The 26062-nt window shown below is 71.3% G+C and carries 27 protein-coding genes and 1 riboswitch; of the genes, 18 read left to right on the top strand and 9 right to left on the bottom strand.

Features of this window, described 5'->3' with window-relative positions; all coding sequences use genetic code 11:
- The first annotated feature begins 34 nt into the window (after positions 1–34).
- Both LCN96_RS17645 and LCN96_RS17650 read left to right on the top strand, forming a co-directional pair.
- Positions 35–1321 (top strand): sensor histidine kinase, encoded by a 1287-nt coding sequence (locus LCN96_RS17645; RefSeq protein ID WP_225273775.1) that lies wholly within the window; start codon positions 35–37, stop codon positions 1319–1321.
- Positions 1318–1980 carry a response regulator gene (locus LCN96_RS17650; protein WP_225273776.1) on the top strand — a complete coding sequence of 221 codons (663 nt, stop codon included), beginning with the start codon at positions 1318–1320 and terminating at the stop codon, positions 1978–1980. Before LCN96_RS17645 ends, LCN96_RS17650 begins: the two co-directional genes overlap by 4 nt.
- Here LCN96_RS17650 and LCN96_RS17655 read toward each other — a convergent pair.
- A complete protein-coding gene (locus tag LCN96_RS17655) occupies positions 1962–3038 on the bottom strand; it encodes a phosphotransferase family protein (RefSeq protein WP_225273777.1) in 1077 nt (358 codons plus the stop codon). The genes LCN96_RS17650 and LCN96_RS17655 overlap by 19 nt on opposite strands.
- Before the next feature lie 234 nt (positions 3039–3272).
- On the opposite strand from LCN96_RS17655, the gene LCN96_RS17660 reads away from it, so the two are divergent.
- The 6 genes from LCN96_RS17660 to LCN96_RS17685 all read left to right on the top strand — a co-directional run bounded on the left by LCN96_RS17660 (position 3273) and on the right by LCN96_RS17685 (position 10367).
- Complete coding sequence (locus tag LCN96_RS17660; RefSeq protein ID WP_225273778.1) at positions 3273–4505, top strand: NYN domain-containing protein; 1233 nt, start codon at positions 3273–3275, stop codon at positions 4503–4505.
- Positions 4506–4589: 84 nt separating this feature from the next.
- Complete coding sequence (locus LCN96_RS17665) at positions 4590–5564, top strand: C40 family peptidase (RefSeq protein ID WP_225273779.1); 975 nt, start codon at positions 4590–4592, stop codon at positions 5562–5564.
- Positions 5565–5933: 369 nt separating this feature from the next.
- Positions 5934–6096: riboswitch (cyclic di-AMP (ydaO/yuaA leader) on the top strand.
- A 73-nt stretch (positions 6097–6169) separates the two neighbouring features.
- A complete protein-coding gene (locus LCN96_RS17670) occupies positions 6170–6694 on the top strand; it encodes a C40 family peptidase (protein WP_225273780.1) in 525 nt (174 codons plus the stop codon).
- 99 nt (positions 6695–6793) lie between these two features.
- Positions 6794–7615, top strand: a complete 822-nt coding sequence (locus LCN96_RS17675; RefSeq protein WP_225273782.1) for a gluzincin family metallopeptidase — start codon at positions 6794–6796, stop codon at positions 7613–7615.
- A gap of 11 nt (positions 7616–7626) precedes the next feature.
- Complete coding sequence (locus LCN96_RS17680) at positions 7627–9252, top strand: M48 family metallopeptidase (RefSeq protein WP_225273784.1); 1626 nt, start codon at positions 7627–7629, stop codon at positions 9250–9252.
- 44 nt (positions 9253–9296) lie between these two features.
- Entirely contained in the window at positions 9297–10367 is a 1071-nt protein-coding gene (locus LCN96_RS17685; RefSeq protein ID WP_318528364.1) for a glycosyltransferase family 4 protein, read from the top strand.
- Here the strand turns inward: LCN96_RS17685 and LCN96_RS17690 are convergent.
- From LCN96_RS17690 to LCN96_RS17705, 4 genes are all read right to left on the bottom strand, one after another.
- On the bottom strand, positions 10364–11281 hold the full coding sequence (locus LCN96_RS17690; protein WP_225273786.1) for a carbohydrate ABC transporter permease: 918 nt from the start codon (positions 11279–11281) through the stop codon (positions 10364–10366). The genes LCN96_RS17685 and LCN96_RS17690 overlap by 4 nt on opposite strands.
- Positions 11278–12150 carry a carbohydrate ABC transporter permease gene (locus tag LCN96_RS17695; RefSeq protein ID WP_225273788.1) on the bottom strand — a complete coding sequence of 291 codons (873 nt, stop codon included), beginning with the start codon at positions 12148–12150 and terminating at the stop codon, positions 11278–11280. Before LCN96_RS17695 ends, LCN96_RS17690 begins: the two co-directional genes overlap by 4 nt.
- A complete protein-coding gene (locus LCN96_RS17700) occupies positions 12150–13436 on the bottom strand; it encodes an ABC transporter substrate-binding protein (RefSeq protein WP_225273790.1) in 1287 nt (428 codons plus the stop codon). The genes LCN96_RS17695 and LCN96_RS17700 overlap by 1 nt, the downstream gene beginning before the upstream one ends.
- Before the next feature lie 241 nt (positions 13437–13677).
- Complete coding sequence (locus tag LCN96_RS17705) at positions 13678–14565, bottom strand: aldo/keto reductase (protein ID WP_225273792.1); 888 nt, start codon at positions 14563–14565, stop codon at positions 13678–13680.
- Positions 14566–14643: 78 nt separating this feature from the next.
- Here LCN96_RS17705 and LCN96_RS17710 point away from each other — a divergent pair, with 78 nt between their 5' ends.
- Positions 14644–15003 (top strand): MerR family transcriptional regulator, encoded by a 360-nt coding sequence (locus LCN96_RS17710; protein WP_225273794.1) that lies wholly within the window; start codon positions 14644–14646, stop codon positions 15001–15003.
- A gap of 20 nt (positions 15004–15023) precedes the next feature.
- Here LCN96_RS17710 and LCN96_RS17715 read toward each other — a convergent pair whose 3' ends face one another.
- Positions 15024–16772: an AMP-dependent synthetase/ligase gene (locus tag LCN96_RS17715; protein WP_225273796.1), complete on the bottom strand. Its 1749-nt coding sequence runs from the start codon at positions 16770–16772 to the stop codon at positions 15024–15026.
- Between the two features lie 163 nt (positions 16773–16935).
- Here LCN96_RS17715 and LCN96_RS17720 point away from each other — a divergent pair, with 163 nt between their 5' ends.
- The 7 genes from LCN96_RS17720 to LCN96_RS17750 are packed head-to-tail and all read left to right on the top strand — an operon-like array spanning position 16936 to position 22739.
- Complete coding sequence (locus LCN96_RS17720; protein WP_225273798.1) at positions 16936–17703, top strand: metallophosphoesterase family protein; 768 nt, start codon at positions 16936–16938, stop codon at positions 17701–17703.
- A 60-nt stretch (positions 17704–17763) separates the two neighbouring features.
- Positions 17764–18198 (top strand): SRPBCC family protein, encoded by a 435-nt coding sequence (locus LCN96_RS17725; RefSeq protein ID WP_225273800.1) that lies wholly within the window; start codon positions 17764–17766, stop codon positions 18196–18198.
- 1 nt (position 18199) lies between these two features.
- Positions 18200–19405 (top strand): ArsA family ATPase, encoded by a 1206-nt coding sequence (locus tag LCN96_RS17730; RefSeq protein WP_225273802.1) that lies wholly within the window; start codon positions 18200–18202, stop codon positions 19403–19405.
- Between the two features lie 48 nt (positions 19406–19453).
- The gene (locus LCN96_RS17735) at positions 19454–19891 is read left to right on the top strand and encodes a DUF5304 family protein (RefSeq protein WP_225273804.1); all 438 of its coding nucleotides are present in this window, start codon (positions 19454–19456) and stop codon (positions 19889–19891) included.
- Between the two features lie 13 nt (positions 19892–19904).
- The gene (locus tag LCN96_RS17740) at positions 19905–20837 is read left to right on the top strand and encodes an ROK family glucokinase (RefSeq protein ID WP_225273806.1); all 933 of its coding nucleotides are present in this window, start codon (positions 19905–19907) and stop codon (positions 20835–20837) included.
- A gap of 23 nt (positions 20838–20860) precedes the next feature.
- Positions 20861–21556, top strand: a complete 696-nt coding sequence (locus tag LCN96_RS17745; RefSeq protein WP_225273808.1) for an endonuclease/exonuclease/phosphatase family protein — start codon at positions 20861–20863, stop codon at positions 21554–21556.
- 37 nt (positions 21557–21593) lie between these two features.
- Complete coding sequence (locus LCN96_RS17750; RefSeq protein WP_225273810.1) at positions 21594–22739, top strand: hypothetical protein; 1146 nt, start codon at positions 21594–21596, stop codon at positions 22737–22739.
- Positions 22740–22766: 27 nt separating this feature from the next.
- On the opposite strand, the gene LCN96_RS17755 is transcribed toward LCN96_RS17750, so the two are convergent.
- Together LCN96_RS17755 and LCN96_RS17760 are read right to left on the bottom strand one after the other, a co-directional pair.
- The gene (locus LCN96_RS17755) at positions 22767–23246 is read right to left on the bottom strand and encodes a hypothetical protein (RefSeq protein WP_225273812.1); all 480 of its coding nucleotides are present in this window, start codon (positions 23244–23246) and stop codon (positions 22767–22769) included.
- A 46-nt stretch (positions 23247–23292) separates the two neighbouring features.
- Entirely contained in the window at positions 23293–24051 is a 759-nt protein-coding gene (locus tag LCN96_RS17760) for an alpha/beta hydrolase (RefSeq protein WP_225273813.1), read from the bottom strand.
- A gap of 178 nt (positions 24052–24229) precedes the next feature.
- Between LCN96_RS17760 and LCN96_RS17765 the strand changes: the two genes are divergently transcribed.
- Positions 24230–24946 (top strand): lysophospholipid acyltransferase family protein, encoded by a 717-nt coding sequence (locus LCN96_RS17765; RefSeq protein ID WP_225273814.1) that lies wholly within the window; start codon positions 24230–24232, stop codon positions 24944–24946.
- Positions 24947–25011: 65 nt separating this feature from the next.
- On the opposite strand, the gene LCN96_RS17770 is transcribed toward LCN96_RS17765, so the two are convergent.
- Positions 25012–25473 (bottom strand): MarR family winged helix-turn-helix transcriptional regulator, encoded by a 462-nt coding sequence (locus LCN96_RS17770; protein WP_225273816.1) that lies wholly within the window; start codon positions 25471–25473, stop codon positions 25012–25014.
- An 84-nt stretch (positions 25474–25557) separates the two neighbouring features.
- Between LCN96_RS17770 and LCN96_RS17775 the strand changes: the two genes are divergently transcribed.
- Complete coding sequence (locus LCN96_RS17775) at positions 25558–25983, top strand: DoxX family protein (RefSeq protein WP_225273818.1); 426 nt, start codon at positions 25558–25560, stop codon at positions 25981–25983.
- Positions 25984–26062 lie beyond the last annotated feature (79 nt).

The following is a 26062-nucleotide window of genomic DNA, read 5'->3' on the forward strand; positions in this document are numbered from 1 at the left end:
GCCGTACCGCCGGAAGGGCCTAACCTCGATGAACGTGACGGAACTGCGGGGAGACGGCGCCGCCACCACCTTCGAATATCGGTGGGCGCTGCCGTCGGTGCTGCTCGGCGACGGCGGCGCGGGCGGGCGCGTGCGGCGCTCGACGCGCGACTGGATCGTCGACATCCTCATGTTCCTGCTGGCCTGCGGCCTGACGTTCCTGTCCCTGGTGGAGCTCGACGCGCAGCGCCAGCCCGAGCTGCTGGTGCTGATCGAGCAGGTCACGGGGGCGCTGTCGTGCGTGGCGGTATGGCTGCGGCGCAGGTGGCCCGTCGCGCTGGCGATCGTCACCGCCCTGCTCTCCTCCTACCTGGAGATGATCGGCGGAGCGTCGGTGGTCGCGCTGTTCACGGTGGCGGTGCACCGGCCGTTCAAGATCTCGGGCCCCGTGACGCTGCTGAACCTGCTCACGCTCGCCCCCTACGTCATCCTGCGCCCGCAGACCGATCTCGACCGGTCGTGGGCGGCGGCGCTGGGCGTGGCGATCGTGCTGACGGTGTTCGCGTGGGGCATCGTGATCAGGGCCAGGCGGCAGCTCGTCTGGTCGCTCAGGCAGCGGGCCGACAGCGCCGCCGAGGAGGCCAAGCGGCTGGAGCGCGAGCGGATCGCCAGGGAGATGCACGACGTGCTGGCCCATCGCATCTCGATGCTGAGCCTGCACGCGGGGGCGCTGGAGTTCCGCCCTGACGCGCCGCCCGTCGAGATCGCCAGGGCGGCGGGGGCGATCAGGACCAACGCCCATCTGGCGCTGCAGGACCTGCGCGAGGTGATCGGCGTGCTGCGCCACTCCTCGTCCGGCGAGGGCGAGGGCGAGGGCGACGGCGGCGACGGCGGCACGGTGCCGGAGCGGCCGCAGCCGACGCTCGCCGATCTGCCCGCGCTGGTCGAGGAGTGCCGGCACGCGGGCATGGACGTGCGGCTCGACCTGCGGGCCGACGGCGCGCCCGCGGGGCTGGGGCGCAACCTCTACCGCATCGTGCAGGAGGCGCTCACCAACGCGCGCAAGCACGCGGGCGGGGCGCCCGTGACCGTCACCGTCGAGGGTGCGCCGGGCAGGCGGTTGTCGGTGGAGGTGCGCAACCCGCTGGGGCTGCGGCACGGGGCGCGCCTGCCCGGGGCGGGCGCGCGCATCCCGGGGGCGGGTGCCGGGCTGATCGGGCTGACCGAACGGGCGGAGCTGGCGGGCGGCAGGCTGGAGCACGGCGCCACGCCGGAGGGGGAGTTCCTGGTACGCGCCTGGCTGCCGTGGCCGGTGGAGACGACTCGGGAGGACGACGCATGACCGCTGACGAGCCGATCAAGGTGCTCATCGTGGACGACGACGCGATGGTGCGCGCCGGGCTGTCGATGATCCTCGGCGGCGTGGCCGACATCGAGATCGTCGCGGAGGCGGGCGACGGCTCGGAGGTGCCGCCGCTGGTGGGCGAGCACCGGCCCGACGTGGTGCTGATGGACATCCGGATGCCCGGCATCGACGGGCTGACCGCCACCGAGACGCTGCGCCGCACGCCGGAGCCGCCCGAGGTGGTAGTGCTGACCACGTTCCACGCCGACGCGCACGTGCTGCGGGCGCTGCGGGCGGGGGCGGCCGGGTTCCTGCTGAAGGACATCGCGCCGGGTGACCTCGTGCAGGCGATCAGGAAGGTGGCCGCGGGCGAGCCGATCCTCTCGCCGGCGGTGACGCGGCAGCTGATCACCCATGTCTCCGACGGCGGGGTGGGGGAGCGGGGCGAGCGCGCCAGGAAGCTGCTCGACCGGCTCAGCGAGCGGGAGCGCGAGGTGGCCACGGCCGTCGGGCAGGGCAAGTCCAACGCCGACATCGGGCGCGAGCTCTACATGAGCGTGCCCACGGTCAAGGCGCACGTCTCGCGCATCCTCACCAAGCTGGGCCTCAACAACCGGGTCCAGGTGGCGCTGCTGGTCTACGACGCCGGCTCGTAGCCCGCCAGCAACTGCTCGATGGTGGCCCGGTGCAGCACCAGGTCGTCGGGGTCGTCCGGCAGGGGCAGCTCGCCGAAGCGGATCCGGCGCTGCCAGATCCTGGCCATGATGACGCCGTGCCGCAGGGCGGCGTACATCTCGTAGAAGTCCAGGTCGCGGGGCTCGTAGCCGGTCAGCTCGCGGTAGGTCGCGCAGATGTCCTCGCGCCGCATGAACTCCGGCATGCCGGGCAGGCCGGCGCCGATCGTGATGTCCTGGAAGAACCGGTGCAGGAAGATCATCCAGGAGAGGTCCAGCTCGGGCGGGCCGACGGCGGCCATCTCCCAGTCGAGCACCGCGACCGGGTCGAAGCCCCGGTACATCACATTGCCGACCCTGGCGTCGCCCCAGGTCAGCACGTCGGGGCCGGGGTCGTCCGGCCAGTGCGCCTCCAGCCAGCCGAACGCCCGCTCCAGCAGCGGGATCCGGTGCTCGCCGTGCGCCCACTCGTAGTAGGCGCGCTGCGCCTCGACGTGCGCGCGCAGCCCCGCCCTGCCGAACGGGGCCAGGTCCTGCGGGGTGAACGCGGTGCGGTGCAGCGCGGCCACGACGCCCACGGTGGCGTCCTGCAGCCGCCGCTGGTCGGCGGGGGAGGCGTCGTGCAGCCAGCCGCCGAACGTGTACGGCATCACGTCGGGCGGCACCTCACCCTCGGCCCGCTCCATGACGAAGAAGGGCGTGCCCAGCGGGCCGGGGTCCGGCTCGAACCACAGGGCCCTGGGCGCTGGGATCCCAGCTTTTTCCCTGGCCAGCCGCATGATGTGAAACTGGGCCCGCAGATCGTAGGAGGGAAAGACGGGAACGGCTTCCACCGCAGGTGCCAGCCTGGCCACGCAGCGCGTACTGCGCCCGTCCCAGGTGGCGGTGAAGAACAGAGTCTCGCTTGACAGGCCGTTTTCCGACGGTCTGGACATCTCGGACACCGAGACGGTCGCGCCGACGCGGGCGCTGAGCCAGACGGTGGCACGTTTCCGCAGTTCTTCCAGGTCGCGAGTGGAAGTGCGCAACTGTTCCGGCACGAGGGGCCTCCCGGTTGGACATGTGCCCTTCGTCAGTCGTATACCCCCTAGCAAGCGCTTGTCCATACAGGGGCGGCCGTTACGGTCAGGTACGCAACAGCCGTACCCTTGTCTGAAAGGGCATGTCACGAAGGGACAAGTGGGATGAGTTCAGCGGGTGAAGGCCTGTCTCGCCCGCTTCCCGAGCAGGTGCGGCTCAATGTCGTGGATCTGGCCTCCCAGGTTCTCGGCACGATGCCCACTGCCACCATCCCGCCACCGCTGCGCGGCATCGCCAAGTTCGACCCCCGCAAGCGGGCCAAGCTGGGGGGCGCGCCGATCGCGGCGCAGCTGGAGAACGACAAGAAGTTCCGCGAGCTGGTCGCCGAGTCGGTGGCCGCCGGGTGGCCGGAGCTGGTCGCGTCGCTGGCCGAGGGCAACGTGCCCCCGGCCGCCGACCCCGTGCTCGTGGCCGCGGCGGCGTACCTGACCAGGCCGCCCGGCTGGGCGGAGATGATCGAGACCGCCCGCGCCGACCTGGAGCAGTCGGCGGTGGCCGCCGAGGACCACGAGCGCGAGGAGACGGTCACGCGGCTGCGCGAGCAGCTCGCCGCGCAGAAGAGCGCGGCCAAGGAGGAGGTCGACCGGCTGCGCGAGCAGCTCAAGGCGGCCCGCGCGGAGAACTCCGACCTGCGCCGCAAGCTGCACGACGCCCGCGAGCGGGCCAAGGCCGCGGCGCGGCGGGCCGAGGAGACCGAGCGGGCGGCGGAGGAGGCCAGGTCGGCCGCCACGGCGGCGGGCAGCGCCGGCGAGTCCGAGCTGCGCCGGCTGCGCGAGCGGCTGGCCGACGTGGAGAAGCAGCTCGAGGCCTCGCGCCGGGCCGCCCGCGAGGGCAGGAGCATCGAGGACGCCCGCATCAGGGTGCTGCTCGACGCGCTCCAGGACGCCTCGGCGGGGCTGCGCCGCGAGCTGGCCCTGCCCACCACGATCAGCCGGCCCGCCGACTCGGTCGCGGCGGTCACCGGCGAGCGGCCCGGCGTGCGCGGGGTGCCCGCGCGGGCCCTGGCCGACGACGACCCGCAGCTGCTCGACCAGCTCCTCGCGCTGCCGCAGGTGCATCTGATCATCGACGGCTACAACGTCACCAAGACCGGCTACGGCACCCTCACCCTCGCCGACCAGCGCACCCGGCTGATGACCTCGCTGGGCGGGCTGGTGGCGCAGACCAGGGTCGAGGTGACCGTGGTGTTCGACGGGGCGGAGCTCAACGCGCCCGTGCAGGTGGTGGCGCCGCGCGGGGTGCGGGTGCTGTTCAGCGCGCCGGGCGAGATCGCCGACGACCTCATCCGCCAGCTCGTCCGCGCCGAGCCGTCCGGCCGGGCCATCGCCGTGGTCTCCTCCGACCGCGAGGTGGCCGAGTCCGTCAGGCGGATGGGTGCCAGACCCGTTCCGTCTGGTTTGCTGCTGCGCCGGCTCGGCCGCGCGTAAATTACGAATTGGTAGGTTTGGCGTTACCCCGCCTGCCACTTCTGTACTATTTCGCCCCAGGTGTAATCCCTGGGAGGCGATACAGTGAGGTTTGGCCGGGTGCCGGTGGCCGCGGGTCTCGCGTTCGGACTGGTGCTGTACCCGACGGGAGCTGCCCTCGCTGATCCACGGCCTACGCTGGCGCAGGCCAAGGCGAAGCTGGAGAAGCTGAACGACAAGGCCGACAAGGTCGTCGAGCAGTTCAACCAGGCCAACGAGCGCTACAAGAAGGCCAAGAGCACCTACACGAAGCTGAACGACAGCTACAAGCGCAAGCTTGAGACGGTCGCGGACCTTCGTGCGCAGGTGATCGGGATGGCCGTCGAGAGCTACAAGCTCGGCGAGGACGTCACCTCCTGGCCCGGCCTCTTCAACTCCGACAACCCCAACGCCATGCTCTCCGGCTGGGCCGTGGCCGGGCAGCTCTCGCAGGAGCGGGCCGAGAAACTGGCCGTCTTCGACCGCGAGAACAAGGGCCTGAAGGCCGAGCGCGACAAGGCCGAGGTGGCGCTGGACGAGGCGGACGAGGAGCGCGACGCCGTCGAGAAGGAACGCGCCGAGATCCGCAAGCTGATCGCCCAGCAGAAGAAGCTGCTGGACAGGCTGGGGGCCTACAACCCCGGCAACCCCAACAGCACGGGCATCAAGTACACCGGGCCCGCCTCGGGCAGCGCCGCCGCGGCGCTGCGGTTCGCGTACGCGCAGGTGGGCAAGCCGTACATCTACGGCGGTACGGGGCCGCGCGGCTACGACTGCTCCGGCCTCACGCAGGCGGCCTGGGCGGCGGCAGGGGTGTCACTGCCCCGGACGACGTGGCAGCAGTGGGCCTGGGGCGCCAGCCGGAAGGTGGACCTGAACGACCTGCAGCCCGGCGACCTGATCTTCAGCGAGGGGCTCGGGCACGTCAGCATCTACGCGGGGAACGGGCAGATCGTGCACGCGCCGCAGACGGGTGACGTCGTCAAGGTCGTCAAGCTCTCCTCCTACGGGCGCTCCCTGGTCGGCGCCGTCCGCCCGTAGCCTGCCGTCTACGATTCGGCGTCGTAGATCCGTCGGGAGCGCTCCCAGTGGCGTTGCTCACGTTTGAAGTGTGTCAAATGTGACTTAAGTGACTTTTGGGACCTGACAATCAAGGCGTTCGCGAAGTGTGAGCAGGGTCACATTATGGTAACAGAACCTGGTGTTCCAGCAGGGGTTTCGACCTTGACTCCACTCCTTGTCTGATCTTTACAACCTGACTCACCTTTTGCCGTTCCTTGACCTTTCGGCGTAGCTTCTGGCGTCGTCGCGGTGAACAAGCCATGGCTCCGCGAACCGGCATCGGTCCCTCCCGATGTGAGAGATAAGAATCCGCCGGCCGCTCCCGACATCCCCAATCGACACGATCGGGCATGCGGCCTGCCGAATCCGTGCAGCCAGGAGGCACGGAGCCGGGGACCCAGCGATCCCAGTTCCCCAGGGATCAGGGGTGAATCGGCGCGCCATCGCGCCGTAGGGCGACTTCCAGGCCCGAATCCGTCAGCTAACCCGGTAGGCGTTCGTGGAAGACTCAAGGAGCAATCCTGTCCAGTCCCCTGCAGAACCCCCGCCTGTCCCGCCTTGCCCTGAGTGGCGTAGCACTCACGATGACCGTGACGGCCGGAGGTCTGGTCCTCCATGCCCCCACGGCTCAGGCGGCGACGACGAGCGACACGGCCGCCCTGACGACGGTGAAGGCGGAGACCACCGCCAAGACGTCCAAGAAGGCCACGGCAGCCCAGCGAGGGGCAGCCAAGCTCGCTCGGCAGCAAGCCAAGGCCCGCAGGGCCGTCTCTGTGGCCAAGAACCAGATCGGTGACCCGTACAGGTACGGAGGCACAGGGCCTGGTTCGTTTGACTGCTCCGGTCTCGTCCAGTTCGCCTGGAAGAAGGCCGGGGTCAAGCTCCCGCGCGTGGCGAGCAGCCAGTTCGCCCGCACCAGGCACAAGGTCTCCTGGCGCAAGCTGCGGCCCGGTGACCTGATGTTCTTCAGCGGGCTCGGCCACGTGGGCATGTACGTCGGCAAGGGCAAGATGATCCACTCGCCACGGACAGGCGAGCGGGTACGCATCGACAAGCTGAGCGGATGGCGCCGATCGTCCTTCGTCGGCGCGGTTCGTCCCGGCATGTGAAGAAGCCCCGTCCGGATTCTTGGAGGATTTCCTGGATTCGGACGGGGCTCTCGCACGTTCGGCGCCCGCACCAGGGCAGGGGCACTACGATCGGGCATCGTGTTCGAGCAGGTGAGCCGGCGAGCCGTGGTGGCGGGCCTGCTGCTCCTGCTTCCCGCCGCGGCCACTCCGCCGCCGGGTTCCCCCATCCTGCCTCCCGAGCTGCGCGACCTGTGGCCGGGACGGCCCGCGGCGGTCAGCCGCGGCGCCCGCGCCACCGTGGCGGGCCCGGCCACCGCGCCGCCCGGCCTGCTCGACGAGCTGGCACGCAGGGCCGACAGCGCGGGCAGGCGGGTCTCGGCCGTCCTCGGCAGGCCCGTACGCCCCCTCGTCGTCGTGCCGGAGTCCAGCCGCGACGCCGCCCGCCTGGCCGGGGTCGGCCGGGTAGACGGGCTGGCCGCCGTGGCCGACGGCCGGCGCGTGATCGTCGTGCCCGAGCCGTTCGCCACGCTCACCCCCACCGGCAGGGACGTCGTCCTGACCCACGAGCTGACCCACGTCGTGGCGGGCACCGACGGCCTGCCCGTCTGGCTGTACGAGGGGTTCGCCGACTACGTCGGCTACCGCGACGCCGGGCTGCCCGTGGCGACGGCCGCCGCCGAACTGGCGGCCGAGGTGCGGGCCGGGCGGCTGCCGAGCGCTTTGCCCGGGCCTGCGGCTTTCGCGGCGGACGGGCGTGACCCGGACCGGCTCGCCCGGGCGTACCAGGAGGCCTGGCTGGCGTGTCGCTTCCTCGCTGACCGGTTCGGTGAGGGGACCCTGGTGAGGCTCTACCGTGCGGCCCAGGCCGGAGGCGTCGATCGGGCGCTCGCCTCGCTGGGGCTCTCCGTCGCCACGCTGACCGCACGGTGGCGCGCGTACGTGCGGGAGCGGCTCGGATGAGGGGGAGGCAGATGAGCGATCGAGAAGACACTGACGACGCGGCACGGGAAGGCGAGGTGACGGACGGCGCGCTGGCGGCCGTGGGCGCGGCCGGCCATCCGGAGGAGGACACGGCACGGAGCGAACGCACCGCTCACGGAGAGGCGGGCGCCGGGGAGGCGCTGAGCGGCTCCGGCGGCTCCCGGGAGGCGTCGAGCGGCCGGGGCGCGGGCGAGCACTGGGGCGACGCGGCGGAATCGGAGGACGCCGCACACCCCGGACGCGCGCCGGCGGACGCCGCGCACCCCGCAAGCGCGTCGGAGGACGCCGCGCACCCCGGAAGCGGAAGCGCGGGCGACGCCGAGCCGTCCGCGCCGGGGCATCGTGGAGAGGTACCCGTGACAGGAGCAGCCCCCGACAGCCGAGCCGCGTTGCGCCCGGCGGCCATCGCGCTCGTCCTGCTGGGCCTGCTGATCGTGGCCGTGGCCGCCTTCAGCACCCCCTGGCAGGTGCTGACCGGCGACCCGCCGGACCCGGCACGCGACTTCACCGCCGCCCAGATCGCCAGATCGCAGGCGTTCGACGCGTCCACCACCCTGCCGAGCTACCTCTCGCTCGCGCTCACGATCATCGTCGCCGGCATCCTGGTCGCCACCCCGTTCAGCGCCAAGGTGCTGGGCAGGCTGAAGGGCCCGTGGTGGGCGCGGGTGGTCCTCGGCGCCCTGGTGATCACCGCGCTCGCCGAGCTGGTCAGGTGGCCGCTCGCCATCTGGGTCGAGACGATCCTGCGCGACTACGGCCTGTCCACCCAGGACTGGGGCGGCTGGGCCGGCGACCGGCTGAAGAACCTGGGCGTGGAGGCGGTCCTGCTCTGCGTCATGCTGCTGGCCCTGGTGGCGCTCGCGCGCAAGGTCAGGCGCTGGTGGATCCCCGCCGCGATCGGCGCGTTCGTGCTGACGGTGGTGACGTCGTTCGTCTACCCGGTGGTGTTCGAGCCGCTGTTCAACGACTTCAGCTCCATGCCGCAGGGCTCGCTGCGCACGAATCTGCTGGAGATGGCCGAGCGTGACGGCGTGCCGGTCGAGGACGTGCTGGTCGCCGACGCCTCGCGCCGCACGACGGCGCTCAACGCGTATGTGTCCGGCTTCGGCGCCACGCGCCGCATCGTCGTCTACGACACACTGCTGCAGGCGCCGCAGCGCGAGGTGGAGCTGGTCGTGGCGCACGAGCTGGGCCACGCCAAGCACGACGACGTGCTGTACGGCACGCTCATCGGCGCCCTGGGCGCCGGTCTCGGCGCGATCGGGCTGTTCCTGGTCTTCAATTCGGTACGGCGGCGCACGCGCGTCACCTCCATCACCGATCCCCGGGCGGTCGGCGTGGTCATGGGCCTCATGACGATCGGCTCGCTGATCATGGGCCCCGCGCAGAACGTGATCAGCCGGCACATCGAGGCCAGGGCCGACATGCACGCGCTGGATCTGACCCAGGACCCGGCCACGTTCATCGCCATGCAGAAACGGCTCGCCATCGCGAATATTTCCGACTTGTCGCCGGATGCGGTGGAATATGTGCTCTATGCCTCCCATCCTCCCGGCCCCGAGCGCATCGCCATGGCTCGCGCATGGGCCAAGCTGAACGGCGTCCCCGAGCCGTGACCCACCCCGCTCGGCCGGCCGGCGACAGCGCTGCCGGTGTGCTCATCGTGACGAACGACTTCCCGCCCAGGCCGGGCGGCATCCAGTCGTTCGTGCACGGGCTCGCGCTGCGCACGCCGGGCGTGGTGGTCTACGCCCCCGACTGGCCGGGCGCCGAGGAGTTCGACCGGCGTCAGCCGTTCAGGATCGTGCGGCATCCGACGCGGCTCATGCTGCCCACCCCGGCCGTCGCGCGCACGGCGGCCGGGCTGGTGGCCGAGCACCGCGTGCGGACGGTGGTGTTCGGCGCGGCGGCGCCGCTGGGGCTGCTCGCCCCGCGCCTGCGCCGGGCGGGCGCGCGGCGGGTGGTGATGCTCACCCACGGCCACGAGGCGTCGTGGGCCGGCTCGCCGGGCTTCCGCGCGGTGCTGCGCAGGATCGGCGGGCACGCCGACGTGGTGACCTACCTGGGCGAGTACACGCGCCAGCGGCTGGCCGCCGTCATCCCGGCGGGCAAGCTCGTACGGCTCGCGCCCGGCGTGGACGTCGCCCAGTTCCACCCCGGCGCGGCCAGGGCCGAGCTGGGGGTGGACGGGCGCCCGGTGGTGGTGTGCGTGTCGCGGCTGGTGCCGCGCAAGGGCCAGGACCAGCTCATCAGGGCCTGGCCCCAGGTGCTGCGCTCGGTGCCGGAGGCGGTGCTGCTGCTGGTCGGCGGCGGGCCGTACCGCAGGACGCTGGAGCGGCTGGCGGCCGGGCGGGAGTCGATCAGGTTCACCGGCACGGTGCCGGCGGCCGAGCTGCCGGGCTACTACGCGGCGGCGGACGTGTTCGCGATGCCGTGCCGTACCCGGCTTAAGGGGGTGGACGTGGAGGGGCTCGGGATCGTGTTCCTGGAGGCGTCCGCGACCGGGCTGCCGGTGGTGGCGGGCGCGTCGGGCGGCGCGCCCGACGCGGTCAGGCCCGGCGAGACCGGGCTCATCGTCAACGGGGAGGACGCCGGCGAGGTGGCGCGGGCCGTCGTCGAGCTGCTCACCGACCCCGACAAGTGCCGCAAGCTGGGCGCGGGCGGCCGTGACTGGATCGCCCGCGCATGGGCGTGGGACCAGGTGGCCGCCCGCTTCCACCAGCTGCTCTAGCCCTTCGTGGCGCCGAGCGTGAGCCCGGCCACGAACTGCTTGTGCAGGAGCTGGAAGACGATCAGCGTCGGCAGCGCCACCAGCATCGAGCCGGCGGCCAGCAGGTTGTAGTCGGTGAAGAACTGGCCGCGCAGGTTGTTCAGCGCCGAGGTCACGGGCAGCTTGTCGCCCGACGACATCAGCACCAGCGCCCACAGGAAGTCGTTGTACATCCAGGTGAACTGCAGGGTGGCCAGCGCCGCCAGCACCGGTCTGCACAGCGGCAGCGTCAGCCGCCAGTACCGCTTCCACACCCCGGCCCCGTCCACCAGCGCCGCCTCGGTGATCTCCTCCGGGATCGTGCGCATGAAGTTGGCCAGCACGAAGACGCAGAAGCCGAACTGGAACGCCACGTGGATGACGATCAGCCCCAGGTAGGAGTCGTAGAGCGACTGCGAGTCCGACAGCCACGCCGGCAGCGGGACGAGCGTGTAGAGGGTGTAGAGCGGGGTGATGAGGACCTGCGGCGGCAGCAGGTTGCCCGCGGTGAAGACGATCAGCAGCGTCATGCGGCCCGGGATGCGCAGCCGGGCGATCGCGAACGCCGTGAAGGAGGCCAGCAGCAGCGTCACCACCACCGCGGGCACCACGATGATCAACGTGTTGAGGTAGTAGCGGGGCAGCTCGGCCTGGGTCCACGCCTGTGCGTAGTAGTCGAGCGTGAGCCGTTCGGGCAGCGAGACGTACCCCAGCCTGGCGGTCTCCTCGTACGGCCGCAGCGACGCGTACACGGCCAGTGCCAGCGGCAGCAGCCAGCCCAGCGCCACCAGCACGAGGAAGAGGTGCAGCAGGAGCCGCAGCGGCCGGACGGGACGCCGCGCGGGCACGCGCGGCGCCTGGGCCGGGGGAGCGGAGGCTGGCGCGGTGAGGGTCATCGCCCCTCCCTGAACATCTGTGACAGGTACACGACGATGAACCCCATGGAGATCACCAGCAGGATCACCGCGATCGCCGAGCCGAACCCGATCCTGCTGGCCTCGCCCACGATGTTCTCGGTGACCAGCACCGACAGCAGCTCCAGCCCGTTCCTGCCCTTGTTGATGGCGTAGACGATGTCGAAGGCCCGCAGCGCCTCGATCACCGTGATCACCAGCACGATCACGTTGACCGGCCGCAGCGTCGGGAACACCACCCGGAAGAACGCCTGCCGCTCGTTCGCCCCGTCGATGGCCGCGGCCTCCTTCAGCGCCGGATCGACGGCCTTGAGCCCCGCCAGATAGATGATCATGACGTAGCCGACGTGCCGCCAGCCCGCCGCGACCATGACCACCCAGATGTTGACGGAGCTGTCGCCCAGCCAGTCCACGCCCAGCCCCGTCACCGCGTTCAGCACGCCGTAGTCGGAGGAGTAGACGAGCTGCGCGATGAAGCCCACCACGGCCAGCGACAGCACGACCGGCATGTACAGGGCGCTCTGGTAGAAGCGCGACAGCCGCAGCCGCCGGTCCAGCAGCACCGCGCAGAACAGCCCGAACGGCGTCGCGACCAGCCCCAGGAAGCCCAGCCACAACACGTTGTTGCGGACGGCCGACCAGAACGGCGGGTACTCGGCCGACAGGTCGTGGTAGTTCTCCCCGCCGATCCACTCGATCGGCCCGATCCCGTTCCAGTCGGTGCCCGACAGCCCGATGGAGGCCAGCGTGGGCCCCCAGATGACGCTCACGTTGACGGCGATGGCCACCCCCAGCCCGATGACCAGGACGGTCACGTCCCGGGCGGAGTAGCGACGGGTCTTGACGGCCATCAGCGGAAGATGTTCGCCTTCTGCTTCTCGATGCTCGCCAGCAAGGGGTCGATCTGCTCCGGCTCGCTGACGAACGACTGCAACGACGGGATCATCACGGTGGAGGCGAAGTCGGGCCGGGTGTCACGGTCGAGGAACTGCGCGATGTGCGTGGCCTTCGACACCAGCTCCGCGCCGCGCTTCTGCAGCGCGCTGTAGCCGGAGGTGTCGGCCTTCGAGCCGGCGGCCAGCGTGCCGGGGTCCAGCCCCGTCGCGATGTTCTGCGAGGACGGCTGGGCGAAGTGCTTGAGCAGGGCCTTGGCGCCGTCGGCGTTCCTGGCCTTGGCGGAGATCATGTAGCCGTCGATGGGGGCGTCGATCGAGTCCGTCCCGTACGCCGGGTTGATCTCGGGGAAGGTGAAGAAGTCGAGGTCGTCACGGTCGGCCTCCGGGAACTGCTGGGCGACGAACATGCCGAGCAGGTACATCCCGGTCTTCTTCTGCGCCAGCGACTGCCCGGCCTCCTGCCAGGTACGGCCCAGCGCCGCCGGCTGGTGGTACTGCATCAGCCCCCGCCAGGTCTCGAAGACCTGCTTGACCTTGGGGTCCGTCCACGACTCCTTGCCGGCCATGAGCGAGATGTGGAAGTCGTAGCCGTTCGTGCGCAGGTTGAGGATGTCGAACGTGCCCATCGCCGGCCAGCCGTCCTTGTCGGCGAACGCGATCGGGATCAGCCCGTCGGCCTTCATCTTCCTGGCCAGCGCGGTGAACTCGTCGAGCGTGGCCGGCGGCTCGTACCCCTTGTCCTGCCAGAGGCTCCTGCGGTAGAAGACCGCCCACGGATAGTAGGTGAACGGGATGAAGTACTGCTTGCCGTCCACGCCGGTCGACTGGTCCTTGAACGCCTGGGTGTAGTTGCCGCCGATCTCCTGCCACACGTCGGAGATGTCGACCGCCAGCCCCTGCTCGGCGAAGAACTGCATGCGGTAGCCCGCGAACCAGGTGAACACGTCGTCGGGCGTGCCGCGCAGGTAGCGGTTGATGTTCTCCTGGAACGTGTTGTGGTCGACGGTGTTGATCTTCGTGGTGGCCTGGGTGAAGCCCTTGACCACGGTTTCGAGGGTCTTCTTCGGGATCTCGTCGGAGGCGTTCGAGCCGATCGTGACCGTGCCGAGGTCGCCGCCCGTGCCGCCGGGCGCGGGGGCGGGGCTGCCGGAGCCGCACCCGGCCAGGACCGCCGGGACGCCGAACGCGGCGGCGGTGCCGAGCAGGAGATGGCGGCGTGAGATCGGCGGCCGTTGGTTCATGGTGGATTCCTCCTTGCCGGACCCGTCAGAATCCCCCGAGTTCGCTCACCTTCCCCCATCGAAAAGCCAACATTTCGGACTGTCAACGCACGAAATCCGGCATCATCGTGCGGTGCCCACGCCATCGCCGACCTGGCCTGGCGATATGGGCCTGACGATATGGGCCTGGCAGGGGGCGGCGCCGCCCCCTGAGTCGTCGAGCCCGGCCCGGGGCGGCGGGCCGCCGCCCGCCCCGCAGCCCTCACCGAGCGGCGCGGGAGAGCCGCTCGTACTGGTCGTCCGTCAACGTGATCGACAGAGCGGACACGTTCTCCTCCAGATGGGCGATCGACGACGTCCCGGGGATGGGGATCACCGTGGGGGAGCGGCGCAGCAGCCAGGCCAGCGACGCCTGCGCCGCCGTGACCCCGATCTCGCCCGCCACCTCCGCCAGCGGGCTGCCCGGCCCGGCGTGCGAGCCGGCCGCGAACGGGAACCACGGCAGGAACGCGATCCCGCGCTCGGCCGTGTAGTCCACGACGGGGTCGTGCTCGCGGGTGCTCAGGTTGTACAGGTTCTGGACGCTCGCGATGGGCGTGATCTCCGCGGCCTGGCGCAGCTCGTCCACGCCCACCTCGGAGAGCCCGAGGTGGCGCACCTTGCCCTCGTCCCTGAGCTGCTTGAGCGCGCCGATCTGGTCCGCCAGCGGGTACGCGGGGTCGATGCGGTGCAACTGGAGGAGGTCGATGCGCTCCACGCGCAACCGGCGCAGCGCCAGCTCCGCCTGCTGGCGCAGGTAGGCCGGGTGGCCGTGGGTGACCCATTCGGTGGGCGACGGGCGCAGCACGCCGACCTTGGTGGCGATCGTCAATTCGCCCGCGTACGGGTGCAGCGCCTCGGCGATCAGCTCCTCGTTGGCGCCCAGGGCGTAGGCGTCGGCCGTGTCGAACAGCTCGACCCCCAGCTCGGCGGCCCTGCGCAGGAGCGCGATCGCGCCCGCCCGGTCGGCCGGGGGACGCCAGATGTGCGCCTCGGCGGCGGACAAGGCAGGCTCGGGGCCGTCGGCCAGCCGCATCGCGCCGTAGCCGATCCGGCTCACCTTGAGGTCGCCACCGAGGAAAAAGGACTCAGGTACTGGAATTTCGCTCATGGCCGTAACGCTAGGACTTCACATAGATGTGAGATTCAAGCCGCCAGGCTGTGAGGAGCGTCACATGAGGATCGGGGGTTGTCGCGGGAGACCGGCGTCAGCCCGAGGCTGCTGCGTTACTACGAGGAGCAGGGCCTGCTCACCTCCCACCGCGGGGAGGGCGGCCACCGGCGCTACGACCAGGACGCTCCCACGGTCGTCCGCCGGATCCGCACGCTGCTCGCCGCAGGGCTGCCGACCAAGGTCATCAGGGACGTGCTGCCGTGCGCGTCCGGCTCGGGCGAGGTGCTCGACGCCTGCACGCTGGGGCACCTGCGCGAGCGCCTGGCGGGGCTGGAGGAGCAGCTCGCCGAGATCCAGCGGACCCGCGACAGTCTGGCCGCGCTCGTGGCCGGCACGGAGGGCACGACGGAGCAGGCAGCCGCAAGGGCCGCCTGACCCCCGAGGCGCCGGAGGGCTCAGTGCCCGCCGTACAGGTCGTCGACCTCCTTGGCGAAGTCGCGCATCACCAGGTTGCGCTTGACCTTGAGGGTCGGCGTGAGATGCCCGCTCTCCTCGGTGATGTCGGCGTCCAGGATCACGAACTTCTTGATCTGCTCGGCCTTGGACACCGACAGGTTGGCCCGGTCCACCGCGCCCTGGATCTCCGCCTGCACCTGGGGGTCGCCGCGCAGCTCCGCCATCTTGGCGCCGGCCGGGACGGCCTCGGGGTCGAGCGTGATCAGCGCCGCGACGAACGGCCGGCCGTCGCCCACGATCATCGCCTGGGAGATCAGCGGGTGCGCGCGCAGCGCGTCCTCCAGCGGGCCGGGGGCGACGTTCTTGCCCGCCGCCGTCACCAGGATCTCCTTCTTGCGCCCGGTGATCCGCAGGTAGCCGTCGGAGTCGAGCTCGCCGATGTCGCCGGTGTGGAACCAGCCGGCGGCGTCGATCACGTCGTCGGTCGCGGTGTCGTTCTTCCAGTAGCCGGGGAAGACGTTGCGGCCCTTGGCCAGGATCTCGCCGTCGTCGTCGATGCGCAGCGTGACGCCGGGCAGCGGCTTGCCGACGGTGCCGATCTTGTTGGCGCCCGGCATGTTGACCGAGACCGGGGCCGAGGTCTCGGTGAGGCCGTAGCCCTCGAAGACCTCGATGCCGACGCCGCGGAAGAAGTGGCCGAGCCGGTCGCCCAGCGCGGAGCCGCCGCACACCGCGGCCGACAGGCGGCCGCCGGTGGCCGCGCGCAGCTTGGTGTACACCAGCTTGTCGAACAGCGCCCGCCGCAGCCGCAGCCCGAGCGGCGCGCCGCCGGAGCTCTCCGCCTTGCTCCAGGCCACCGCCACGTCCACCGCGCGGGCGAAGATCTTGCCCTTGCCGCCGGAGATGGCCTTCTGCTCGGCGCCGTTGTAGACCTTCTCGAACACGCGCGGCACGCCCAGCAGGAACGTCGGCTGGAAGTCCTGGAGGTCGGGGGCGACGTTCTTCATGTTGGGGGTGTGCGCCATGACGGCCCCCGCCTCGATGAGCACGACCTGGATCATCCGCGCGAAGATGTGCGCCAGGGGCAGGAACAGCAGCGCGGCCGGGTCCTTGCGGGCGAACAGCGGCTCCAGCGGCCCCCGCAGCACGTTGAGCGCGGTGAACAGCAGGTTGTCGTGGGTGATCCGGCAGCCCTTGGGCCGGCCCGTGGTGCCCGAGGTGTAGACGACCGTGGCCAGGTCGGCGGAGCTGACCCGCTTCCTGCGCTCGTCGACCTCGGAGTCGGTGACGTCGCCGGTCTCCAGCGTGCCGTCCACCCGCCACAGCGCCTTCAGCTCGGGCGCCGCCTCCCTCACCGTCTCCTCGTGCCCGTCGAGCTCGACGAAGGCCGCCTTGGCCTCGCTGTCCTGCAGGATCCACCTGACCTGCTCGACCGAGGAGGTCTCGTAGATCGGCACGGTCACCGCGCCGACGGCCCAGATGGCGTAGTCGACCAGCGTCCACTCGTAGCGGGTGCGCGACATGAGCGCGACCCTGTCGCCGTGCTCGACGCCCGCCGCGATGAGCCCCTTGGCGACCTCGAGCACCTGGTCGCGGAACTCGGCCGCGGTGACGACGGGCCAGCCCGTGCCGACCTTGCGACGCATCACGACCGCGCCCGGCTCCTGCTCGGCGCGCCGGAAGACGGTGTCGGCCAGGCCCGCCGAAGCGGGCACGTCGACCAGGACGGGGACGCTGTACTCGCGCACGAACTCAACTCCTCTTCGGTGACCGCCTGGACGTTACCGCCTTAAGTTACGCGCCGGTAGCTCCGTCATTGAGGCGTTATGAAGGGCGTTTCTCACGCTAGCAGCCGTCGCCCGCCGGTACGCGCACCGGAATCGGCCGATCCGGCGGCTTAGGATCTCCCTCATGAGGGTCCATGTCGTCAGTGACGTCCACGGCAGAGCCGACGCCCTGGCCCGCGCGGCCGACGGCGCCGACGCGCTGATCTGCCTCGGCGACCTGATCCTGTTCGTCGACTACGACGACCACGCGCAGGGCATCTTCGCCGACCTGTTCGGCGCCGAGAACGCCAGGCGGTTCATCGAGCTGCGCACGGCCAAGCGGTTCGACGAGGCCAGAGCCATGTCGGCGAAGCTGTGGGCGACGCTCGACGGCGACCCGCGTGAGCACATCGAGCAGAACGTGCGCGGCCAGTACGAAACCCTCTTCACCGCCATGCCCACCCCCGCCTACCTCACCTACGGCAACGTGGACCTGCCCCGCCTGTGGGCCGACTACCTCAGGCCGGGCCACCACGTGCTCGACGGCCAGGTGACGGAGATCGGCGGCCTGCGCTTCGGCTTCGTGGGCGGCGGGCTCAGGACCCCGTACCGCACCCCGCACGAGCTGACCGACGAGGAGTACGCCGCCAAGGTCGAGGCCGTCGGCGAGGTGGACGTGCTGTGCTGCCACATCCCGCCCGCGCTGCCCGAGCTGCTCTACGACGTGGTGGCCCGGCGGTTCGAGCGCGGCAGCGAGGCGACGCTGGCGGCGATCAGGCGCACCCAGCCGCGTTACGCGCTGTTCGGCCACGTGCACAACCCCCTGCGCGCGCGAGCCCGGGTGGGACGCACCGAATGTGTGAACGTGGGGCATTTCCGGGGGAAGGGGGTTCCGTACGTCCTCGAATGGTGATCTGACCGGCACCGTGCAGCGGTCCGCCGCGGTCGGCGGTTTGTGCACTACGGTGGTCGCATGTCTGATCGCACCACTTCGAGCATCACCATCGGCGCCCCGCAGGCCGACGTGATGGCGGTGATCGCGGACTTCCCCTCCTATCCGGAGTGGGCCGGGCAGGTCAAGCGCGCCGAGGTCCTCAGCACCGACACCGACGGCAGGCCGCAGACGGTGCGGTTCGCCCTGGACGCCGGCCCGATCAGCGACACCTACACCCTGGCCTACACCTGGGAGGGTGACGGCGTGCGCTGGCAGGTGGCCGAGCCCGGGAAGATGGTCTCCGACCTCCGGGGGAGTTACCGGCTCGCCGGCGCGGGCAGTGGCACCGAGGTGACGTACGAGCTGACGGTCGATCTCAGCGTGCCGATGATCGGCCTGATCAAGCGCAAGGCGGAGAAGGTGATCGTGGACACCGCGCTCAAGGGCCTCAAGAAGCGCGTCGAAGGCCGCTGAGTTGAGCCCGCGGGTCCTGCTGTTCACGGGCAAGGGCGGCGTCGGCAAGACGACGGCCGCCGCGGCCACCGCCACGCTCGCCGCCGGGCGCGGCCTCAAGACGCTCATCATCTCCACCGACACGGCGCACTCCCTGTCCGACGCGCTGGCCGCGGCGCCGGGTGAGATCGTGCCCGGCCTGCACCTGCACCAGGTCGACACACAGAAGTCGCTGGAGCGCCACTGGGGCGAGCTGCAGGAGTACGCCAGGGGAGTGCTGGCCGAGCTGGGGCTCGACCAGATCACCTCCGAGGAGATCACCGTCCTGCCGGGCGCGGAAGAGGTCATCGCCCTGCTGGAGCTGCGCGAGCACGCCCGCGAGGGCCGCTGGGACGTGATCGTGGTCGACTGCGCGCCCACCGCCGAGACGCTGCGCCTGCTGGCCCTGCCCGAGGCGCTCGACTGGCACGTCAGCCGGCTCATGCCGGTCGGGCGCAAGCTGGTGCGGCTCGTCGCGCCGTTCGTGCGCGGCGTGGCCCGCGTGAGCGCCCCCGGAGAGGACGTGATGAGCGCCGGCGAGCGCTTCCACCGCGGCCTGATGGAGGTGCGCGAGCTGCTCACCGGCGACCACGCCTCCGTGCGCCTCGTGCTCACTCCCGAGTCGGTGGTGCTCGCCGAGGCCAGGCGCACCCTGACCTCACTCAGCCTGTACGGCTACCGCGTCGACGCCGTCATCGCCAACCGGGTCTTCCCCGGGGAGGGCGCCGACGAGTGGCGCGCCCGCTGGGTGGCGGCGCAGTCCCGGCTGCTGGCCGAGGCGGAGCAGTCGTTCGCGCCGCTGCCCGTGCACGTCGTGCCGTACCTGCCCGCCGAGCCCGTCGGCAGGGACGCCCTGGCCGACCTGGGCGCCGCGATGTACGGCGAGGCCGACCCGTTCGCCCCGCACGCCGTCGAGCCGCCGCTGCGGATGAGCGCCGACGAGCTGACGCTGGCCCTGCCCGGCGCCGACCGCGGCGACGTGGACCTGGCCCGCAAGGGCGACGAGCTGATCATCACCGCCGGGCCGTACCGGCGGATCCTGGCGCTGCCCGTGGCGCTGGCCCGCAGGAAGATCAGCGGGGCGGAGCTGCGCGACGGCGTGCTGCGCGTCCGCTGGGCCGCCGCGCAGGGCTCGGCGGAGACGGGGTCTGGGCTACCGTTCGGCTCAGGGAGCGAATCCGCGCCCTGAGGAGTTGAACATGGAGGAGCCAGACCCCGCACGCCAGGAAGGGCCAAGATGAGCGAGAGCCAGGACAGAGACCCGATCGGCACCGTCGCCGACGAGGCACGCAAGTTGTTCGACTCGATCCAGGGGCGGGCCACCCGCCAGGTCGGCAGGAGTGTGTTCAACTCCTTCACCGGCGGCCCCCGCAGGGAGCGGGACGTGTGGGAGGAGGCCGTCTCCGAGCCGCACGACGAGTACATCTGCCGCGCCTGCCCCGTCTGCCGGGCGATCGCGGCGCAGCGGGAGTCGGGCAGCGACGTGACCGGGCACCTGATGGCCGCGGGCGGCGAGCTGTTCGCCGCGGTCAAGGGCGCGCTCGACGCGCTGAGCAAGCCCGCGCCGCGCACCGGCGGGCCCAGGGAAGACGGGCGCGAGGACCGGCGTGACGACCGGCGTGACGACCGGCGCGACGACGGGCGCGACGACGTGGAACACATAGATCTGAACTAGGGAGACACGGGGCATGCTCACGATCGGTGTCGACATCGGCGGGACGAAGGTGGCCGCCGGTGTGGTCGACGACAATGGCGAGATCGTCGAACACACGCTCAGGCCCACCGCCGCCGACCGCCCCGACGTGGTCGCCGACACGGTGGCCGACGTCGTCCGCGAGCTGTCCAGAGACAGGACGATCGAGGCCGTGGGCGTCGGCGCGGCCGGTTTCGTGGACGAGACCAGATCCGTCGTGCGCTTCGCCCCCAACCTGGCCTGGCGCGAGGAGCCGCTGCAGAAGAAGATCAGCGGCCTGGTCGGCCTGCCCGTCGTCATCGAGAACGACGCCAACGCCATGGCCTGGGGCGAGACCCGGTTCGGCGCGGGCAGGGGCCAGTCGCACGTGGTCTGCCTGACGCTGGGCACCGGCATCGGCGGCGGCATCGTCATCGACGGCGCGCTCTACCGCGGCCGCTGGGGCATGGGCGCCGAGCTGGGGCACATGCAGGTGCTGCCCGGCGGGCGGCTGTGCGGGTGCGGCAACGTCGGCTGCTGGGAGCAGTACGCCAGTGGCCAGGCCCTGGTCAAGGACGCCAGGGAGATCGCCGAGGCGCAGCCGGAGCGGGCCGCCACACTGCTCGGCCTGGCCGGCGGCAAGATCGAGGGCGAGGAGGTGACCGAGGCCGCCCGGCTGGGTGACGAGGCCTCGCTCGACGCCTTCCGCAGCCTGGCCGACTGGCTGGGCCAGGGCATGGCCGACCTGGCCGCCGTGCTCGACCCCGGCTGCTTCATCGTCGGCGGCGGCGTCTCCCGCGCCGCCGACCTGTTCATCGACCGGGCCAGGCAGGCCTTCGCGGAGCGGCTCACCGGGCACGGGCACCGGCCGTTCGCCGAGATCAGGCTGGCCGAGCTGGGCGCCTCCGCCGGTGTGGTGGGAGCCGCCGACCTGGCCAGGCAGCGCTGAGCCTCGGCCGTGACGACCCGTCCGTGACGGTCAGGGTCGGCACGTACAACCTGCACGGGCTGCGCGACAGCGTGCCCGCGCTGACCAGGGTCATCGCCGCCGCGCGCGCCGACGTGCTGTGCGTGCAGGAGGCGCCCAGGTTCGGCCGGTGGCGGGCCAGGCGCGCGGCGCTGGCCGCCGCGGCGGGGCTGGCGGTGGCGACGCCCGGCAGGGTGGGCGGCGTGGCCGTCCTCGTCGGGCGGCGGGCCCGCGTGCTGCACGCGGGGAGCCACCCGCTGCGCACGTTCCTCGGCCTGGAGCGGCGGGCGCTGGCCGTCGCCGTGGTGCAGGCCGAGGGGGCGCGGCTGGCCGTCGGCTCGTTGCATCTCGACCTCCACGACGCGGCCAGGATGCGGCACGCCGCCGAGGCGGTGGAGCTGATGGAGGGCGTGGCGGCCAGGTACGGCGCCGCCGTCGTGCTCGCCGGCGACGTCAACGAGCATCCCCAGCGGCCCGCCTGGCGCTACCTGGCCGGGCGGCTGGCCGACTGCTACGCCGTGGCGCCCGAGGGCGACGGGCTGACCTTCCCCGCCGCCGGCCCCTCCGCGCGCATCGACGGGGTGTTCGCCGCGCGCGGGACGCGGGTCGTGTCGTGCGGGGGAGTGGACGCCGCGATCGCCGATCTGACCGGGGCCAGCGACCATCTCCCGGTCGTCGCGGAGTTGCGAGTTGGGCACTAGCGGGCAAGACAGGCTCTCCAGCCCGTAGCATTTCCTCATGACCCGTCGCTCTCAGCGGCGTGCGCTCTCCTTGATCTTGGCGACGTTCGTGGCCTGGACGCAGGTCACGCCCGCCGCGCATGCCGATCCCCGCCCCACGCAGATCGAGGCGTGGCAGCAGTCGACCAGCGTGCGCCTCCAGGCCGACGGCTCCCTGTCCGACGTGCTGGCGATCTCGCCGGGCGACGTGTGGGCGGTCGGCCAGCAGGAGATCTGGGACGTCTGGAAGAACCGCGGCACCATCCGCCACTGGAACGGCAGCAGGTGGGCCGAGGTCGGCATCCGCGACAACACCGCCGCGGGCAACCTGCGCGCGCTGGCCGCCGCCTCGGCGTCCGACGTGTGGGCGGTCGGCGACGGGCACGACGGCGTGCCCTACCTCGCGCACGGCGACCAGGCCGGCTTCGACCGGGTCAGGCCGCTCTGCCCGCCGGTCGGCTCCGACCGGGTGCGCCCGCCCTGCCTGCGGGCCGGCGACTGGCTGAGCGGCATCGACGCCAAGTCCGGCAAGGTCGTGGCGGTGGGCAGCCGCGAGAAGCACGCGCTGATCGTCACCGGCGAGGGCAACGACTGGAGCGTGCACGAGACCAAGGAGAAGGGCGCCCTGTACGCGGTCTCCAGCGGGTTCGCCGTCGGCGACACCGGCACCGAGCCGCTGGTCCTGCACTACTCCGGCGGCTCGTGGAAGTCCATGACGTTGCCCTCCGTCCCCGGCGGATATCTGCGCGACGTGCAGGTCGACAGCTCCAAGCGGGCGCTGGCCGTCGGCGGGATCTACCGCGGCCCCGGCGACATCTCGCCGCTCGCCCTGATCTGGAACGGCAAGCAGTGGCGGGAGCTGCGGCTGCCGGACTCCGAGGCCAGGCTGTACGGCGTGACCGGCGACGGCAAGGGGCGTTACTGGATGACCGGTTACGACCCCGAGCGGGCCGCCGAGCCGTTCATGCTGCGCTGCGAGAAGGGCGAGTGCGAGGTCATCAGGGGCGGCACCCAGAAGGGCAGGAGCAGCGTGCGGCTGCAGGCGGTCGCCTACCTGGCGGGCAAGAGCACGGTCTGGGCCGTCGGGCACGCCGTCGACACCAAGGACCGCTACACCGACGTGGTGGAGTCGTTCGCGCCCAGGACCACCACGTCGAAGTCATAGCCGTAACGGGTCAGCAGCCGTAACGGGTCAGAGGACGGCGCCGTCGTCCCAGCCGGAGTCGTTGGGCGGGCCGTCGCCCATCCGCACCACCAGCGCCACGAACCCGCCGATGAACGCCGCCACCGCGGTGAACAGCGCCCAGCCCTCCATGTGCCAGCTCGCCATGGCCGCCACCAGCAGATAGGCGGGGCCGCCGAACAGCGCCACCCAGGCCAGCTTGGTCGGCAGGTCCAGCTTCGGCAGCGGAGGCGGCGGCGGAGGCTCGAAGTGGCCCTCGTCCTCCTCCTCGTCGTCGCCGTCGCTGCGGTCCAGCAGCGGGCCGTCGTCGAGGGCGGTGCCGTGCTGCGCGGGCTCCTCCTCCGGGGGTCTGACCACCCGGCGGGTCGGCTCGGCAGGCACGTTCTCGCTGTCCGGCCATGGCTGATCGGCCGAGTCGCGCTCGGCGGTGTCGTTGAAGGACGCGACGATCTGCCGCCAGACCTCGTCCTCGTCACTCTGGGGCGTCACCTAGATGGGCCTCTCCGCAGCGATCGCGACTTCCCCCTGGGTGCGATCAGTCCCTCTGCAAGGGTACCGAGGCATGTGTCCGGATGAAGTCGAGGCTCCCGGCAAAGATCCTGTCGGCATCGTTGTCAAGCGTCGCAACATGGTAGCTATCGGTAAGCTCCTCGATCGTGGCCTGCGGGACCTTCGCGCGTATGATCGCGACACTCGTCGGCTTCACCACGTGGTCCTCCGTGCTGTGGAAGACCAGCAGCGGCTGTGTCACCTTCGCCAGGTCGGCCTGCACCAGCGACCACAGGCCCGGCAGCGAGGCCGCCGCCTTCACCGGGGTGCGGGCGTAGGCCAGCTCGCGCGCGCCGGGCTTCTTGACGTCGTTGGCGACGCCAGGCACCGACGGCACGAACCATTTGAGCAGCGGAGCCAGCTTCAGTAACGGCACGTCGTTGGCGATCGAGGGGTTGACCACCATCACGCCCCTGATCGCGGAGCCGTGCACCTCGGCGAGCCGCAGCGCCAGGCAGCCACCCAGGGACAGCCCCGCCACGAACACCTCCGCGCACCGCCCCTGGAGGTCGGCGAACGCCTTCTCCACCTCGGCGTACCAGTCCTCCCAGCGCGTCCTGTTCATCTCCTGCCACCTGGTGCCGTGCCCGGGCTGGCGGGGGAGCGAGACGCTGACCCCGTGCCCGGCCAGGTACTCACCCCACGGTCGCAGGGACTGCGGCGTGCCGGTGAAGCCGTGACACAGCAGCACGCCGATCTGGCCTGCTTCGTGGTGGTAGGGCTCCGCGCCTGGCATGAGCGGCATAACAGCTCCTCGGTGCCGTTTCATTCCGGGAATTTCCGCCGGAACGGCCCGATCGTCGCACGTTCCGGGGTATTTGTGCGAGAGCTGATGTAGGAGCACGGCCGTCGAGATGCGAAGATGACTCTGCCCGCTGCTGACAATGCCCGCCGACGAGAAGTGCGCAGGAAGAGGTGCCAGGGTGTTCTACTGGGTGGTCAAGGCCATCTTGGGGCCGTTCCTCCACCTCATCTTCAGGCCGTGGACCGAGGGCGCCGAAAACGTGCCCAAGCAGGGGCCCGCGATCCTGGCCGGTAACCACCTGTCCTTCGCCGACCACTTCTTCGGCCCGCTGCAGATCCGGCGCAAGGTGATCTCGCTGGGCAAGGCCGACTACTTCACCGGGCGGGGCATCAAGGGCTTCTTCACCCGGCTGTTCTTCAGCGGGGTCGGCACCGTGCCGATCGACCGCTCCGGCGGCAAGGCCAGCGAGGCGGCCCTGCGCACCGGGCTGCGCGTGCTGCGCGAGGGCAACATCCTGGGCATCTACCCCGAGGGCACCCGCACCCCCGACGGCCGCCTCTACAAGGGCAAGACCGGGGTGGCCAGGCTCGCCCTGGAGTCACGGGTGCCGGTGATCCCGTGGGCGATGATCAACACGTACGAGATGATGCCGCCCGGGCGGCTGCTGCCCAAGCTGGGCATCAGGCCGGGCGTGCGGTTCGGCAAGCCGCTCGACTTCTCCCGCTACTACGGCATGGAGGACGATCGGCTGGTGCTGCGCGCGGTGACCGACGAGATCATGTACGCGCTGATGGAGCTGTCGGGCCAGGAGTACGTCGACAAGTACGCCGCCAGCGCCCGCGTCGAGATGGAACGGGCGGCCCGCGCCGCCGCCTCGGCAGGCAAGAGCGAGTGATCCGCGCGGGAGGCGCTCACCGCGTCCCCGCCCGAGCCGATGATCTCCGCGCGTCCGCGAGGCGGTCACGCGGAGGATCGTAAGGCCTCCTCCGTCTTGCGCATGGCGCTGGTCATCGCCCGCAGCTCCTCCCGGCTCAGCCGGTCGATCAGGTAGGCGCGCACCACCTCGACGTGCCCGGGAGCCACCTGCCGCAGGCGGCTCATCCCCTTCTCCGTCAGCACGGCGAGCACGCCGCGCTCGTCGGACGGGCAGGTGGCCCGCTCGACCAGCCCCGCCTTCTCAAGCTGGGTGATCTGGTACGTCAGCGCGCTCTTCGACACCACGACGTCCCTGGCCAGCTCGGTCATACGCATCTGATGGCCGGGTGACTCCGACAGGACCACCAGGATCTCGTACTGCGGGTGCGTGAGGCCGGCGTCGGCCTTGAGCTGCTCCTCGATGCGCCGCTCGAGCAGGTGGGAGGTGGACACGAAGGCGCGCCATGCCGCCATCTCGGTCGCGTCCAGCCATCGGGTGTCCGTCACCGAATCAGTGTACTGTCGTTCGAATTTGAACAAATCACTGCTAGAGTCGTCGTTCAAATCTGAACAACCTTCGAGGGAGTCCACATGGTGGATCAGGCGCGTCCCGTCGTGCTGTTGCTGGCGAGGGTCGCCATCGGGGTGATCTTCCTGGTGCACGGCTATCAGAAGTTCGCGACGATGGGGATCGCGGGCACGACCAAGTTCTTCGAGTCCGTCGGCATCCCGCTGGCAGGCCTGGCCGCGCCCGCGGTGGCCGTGCTGGAGGTGGCAGGCGGGCTGGCGCTGATCCTGGGCGTCGCGCTGCCGATCGCAGGCACCCTGCTGGCCCTCGACATGCTGGGCGCGATCGCGTTCGTGCACGGGGCCAACGGGCTGGCCGGCGACGGCGGCTACGAGTTCGTGCTGGCGCTGGCGGCGGCGAGCCTGGCCGTCGGCTTCACCGGGGGCGGCGCGCTGGCGCTCGACCGCGTCCTGACCCGCCGCCGCAGCGCCGCGACGGCGACCGCCTGACGCGGCTCCCGGGCGTCCGCTCCTCTCCCGCCGTGCTCGGGGCTCCAGGGCTTCGGGGCTCCGGGGGAGGAGCGCTCAG

The organism is Nonomuraea gerenzanensis, assembly GCF_020215645.1.
GTDB classification, from domain to species: domain Bacteria; phylum Actinomycetota; class Actinomycetes; order Streptosporangiales; family Streptosporangiaceae; genus Nonomuraea; species Nonomuraea gerenzanensis.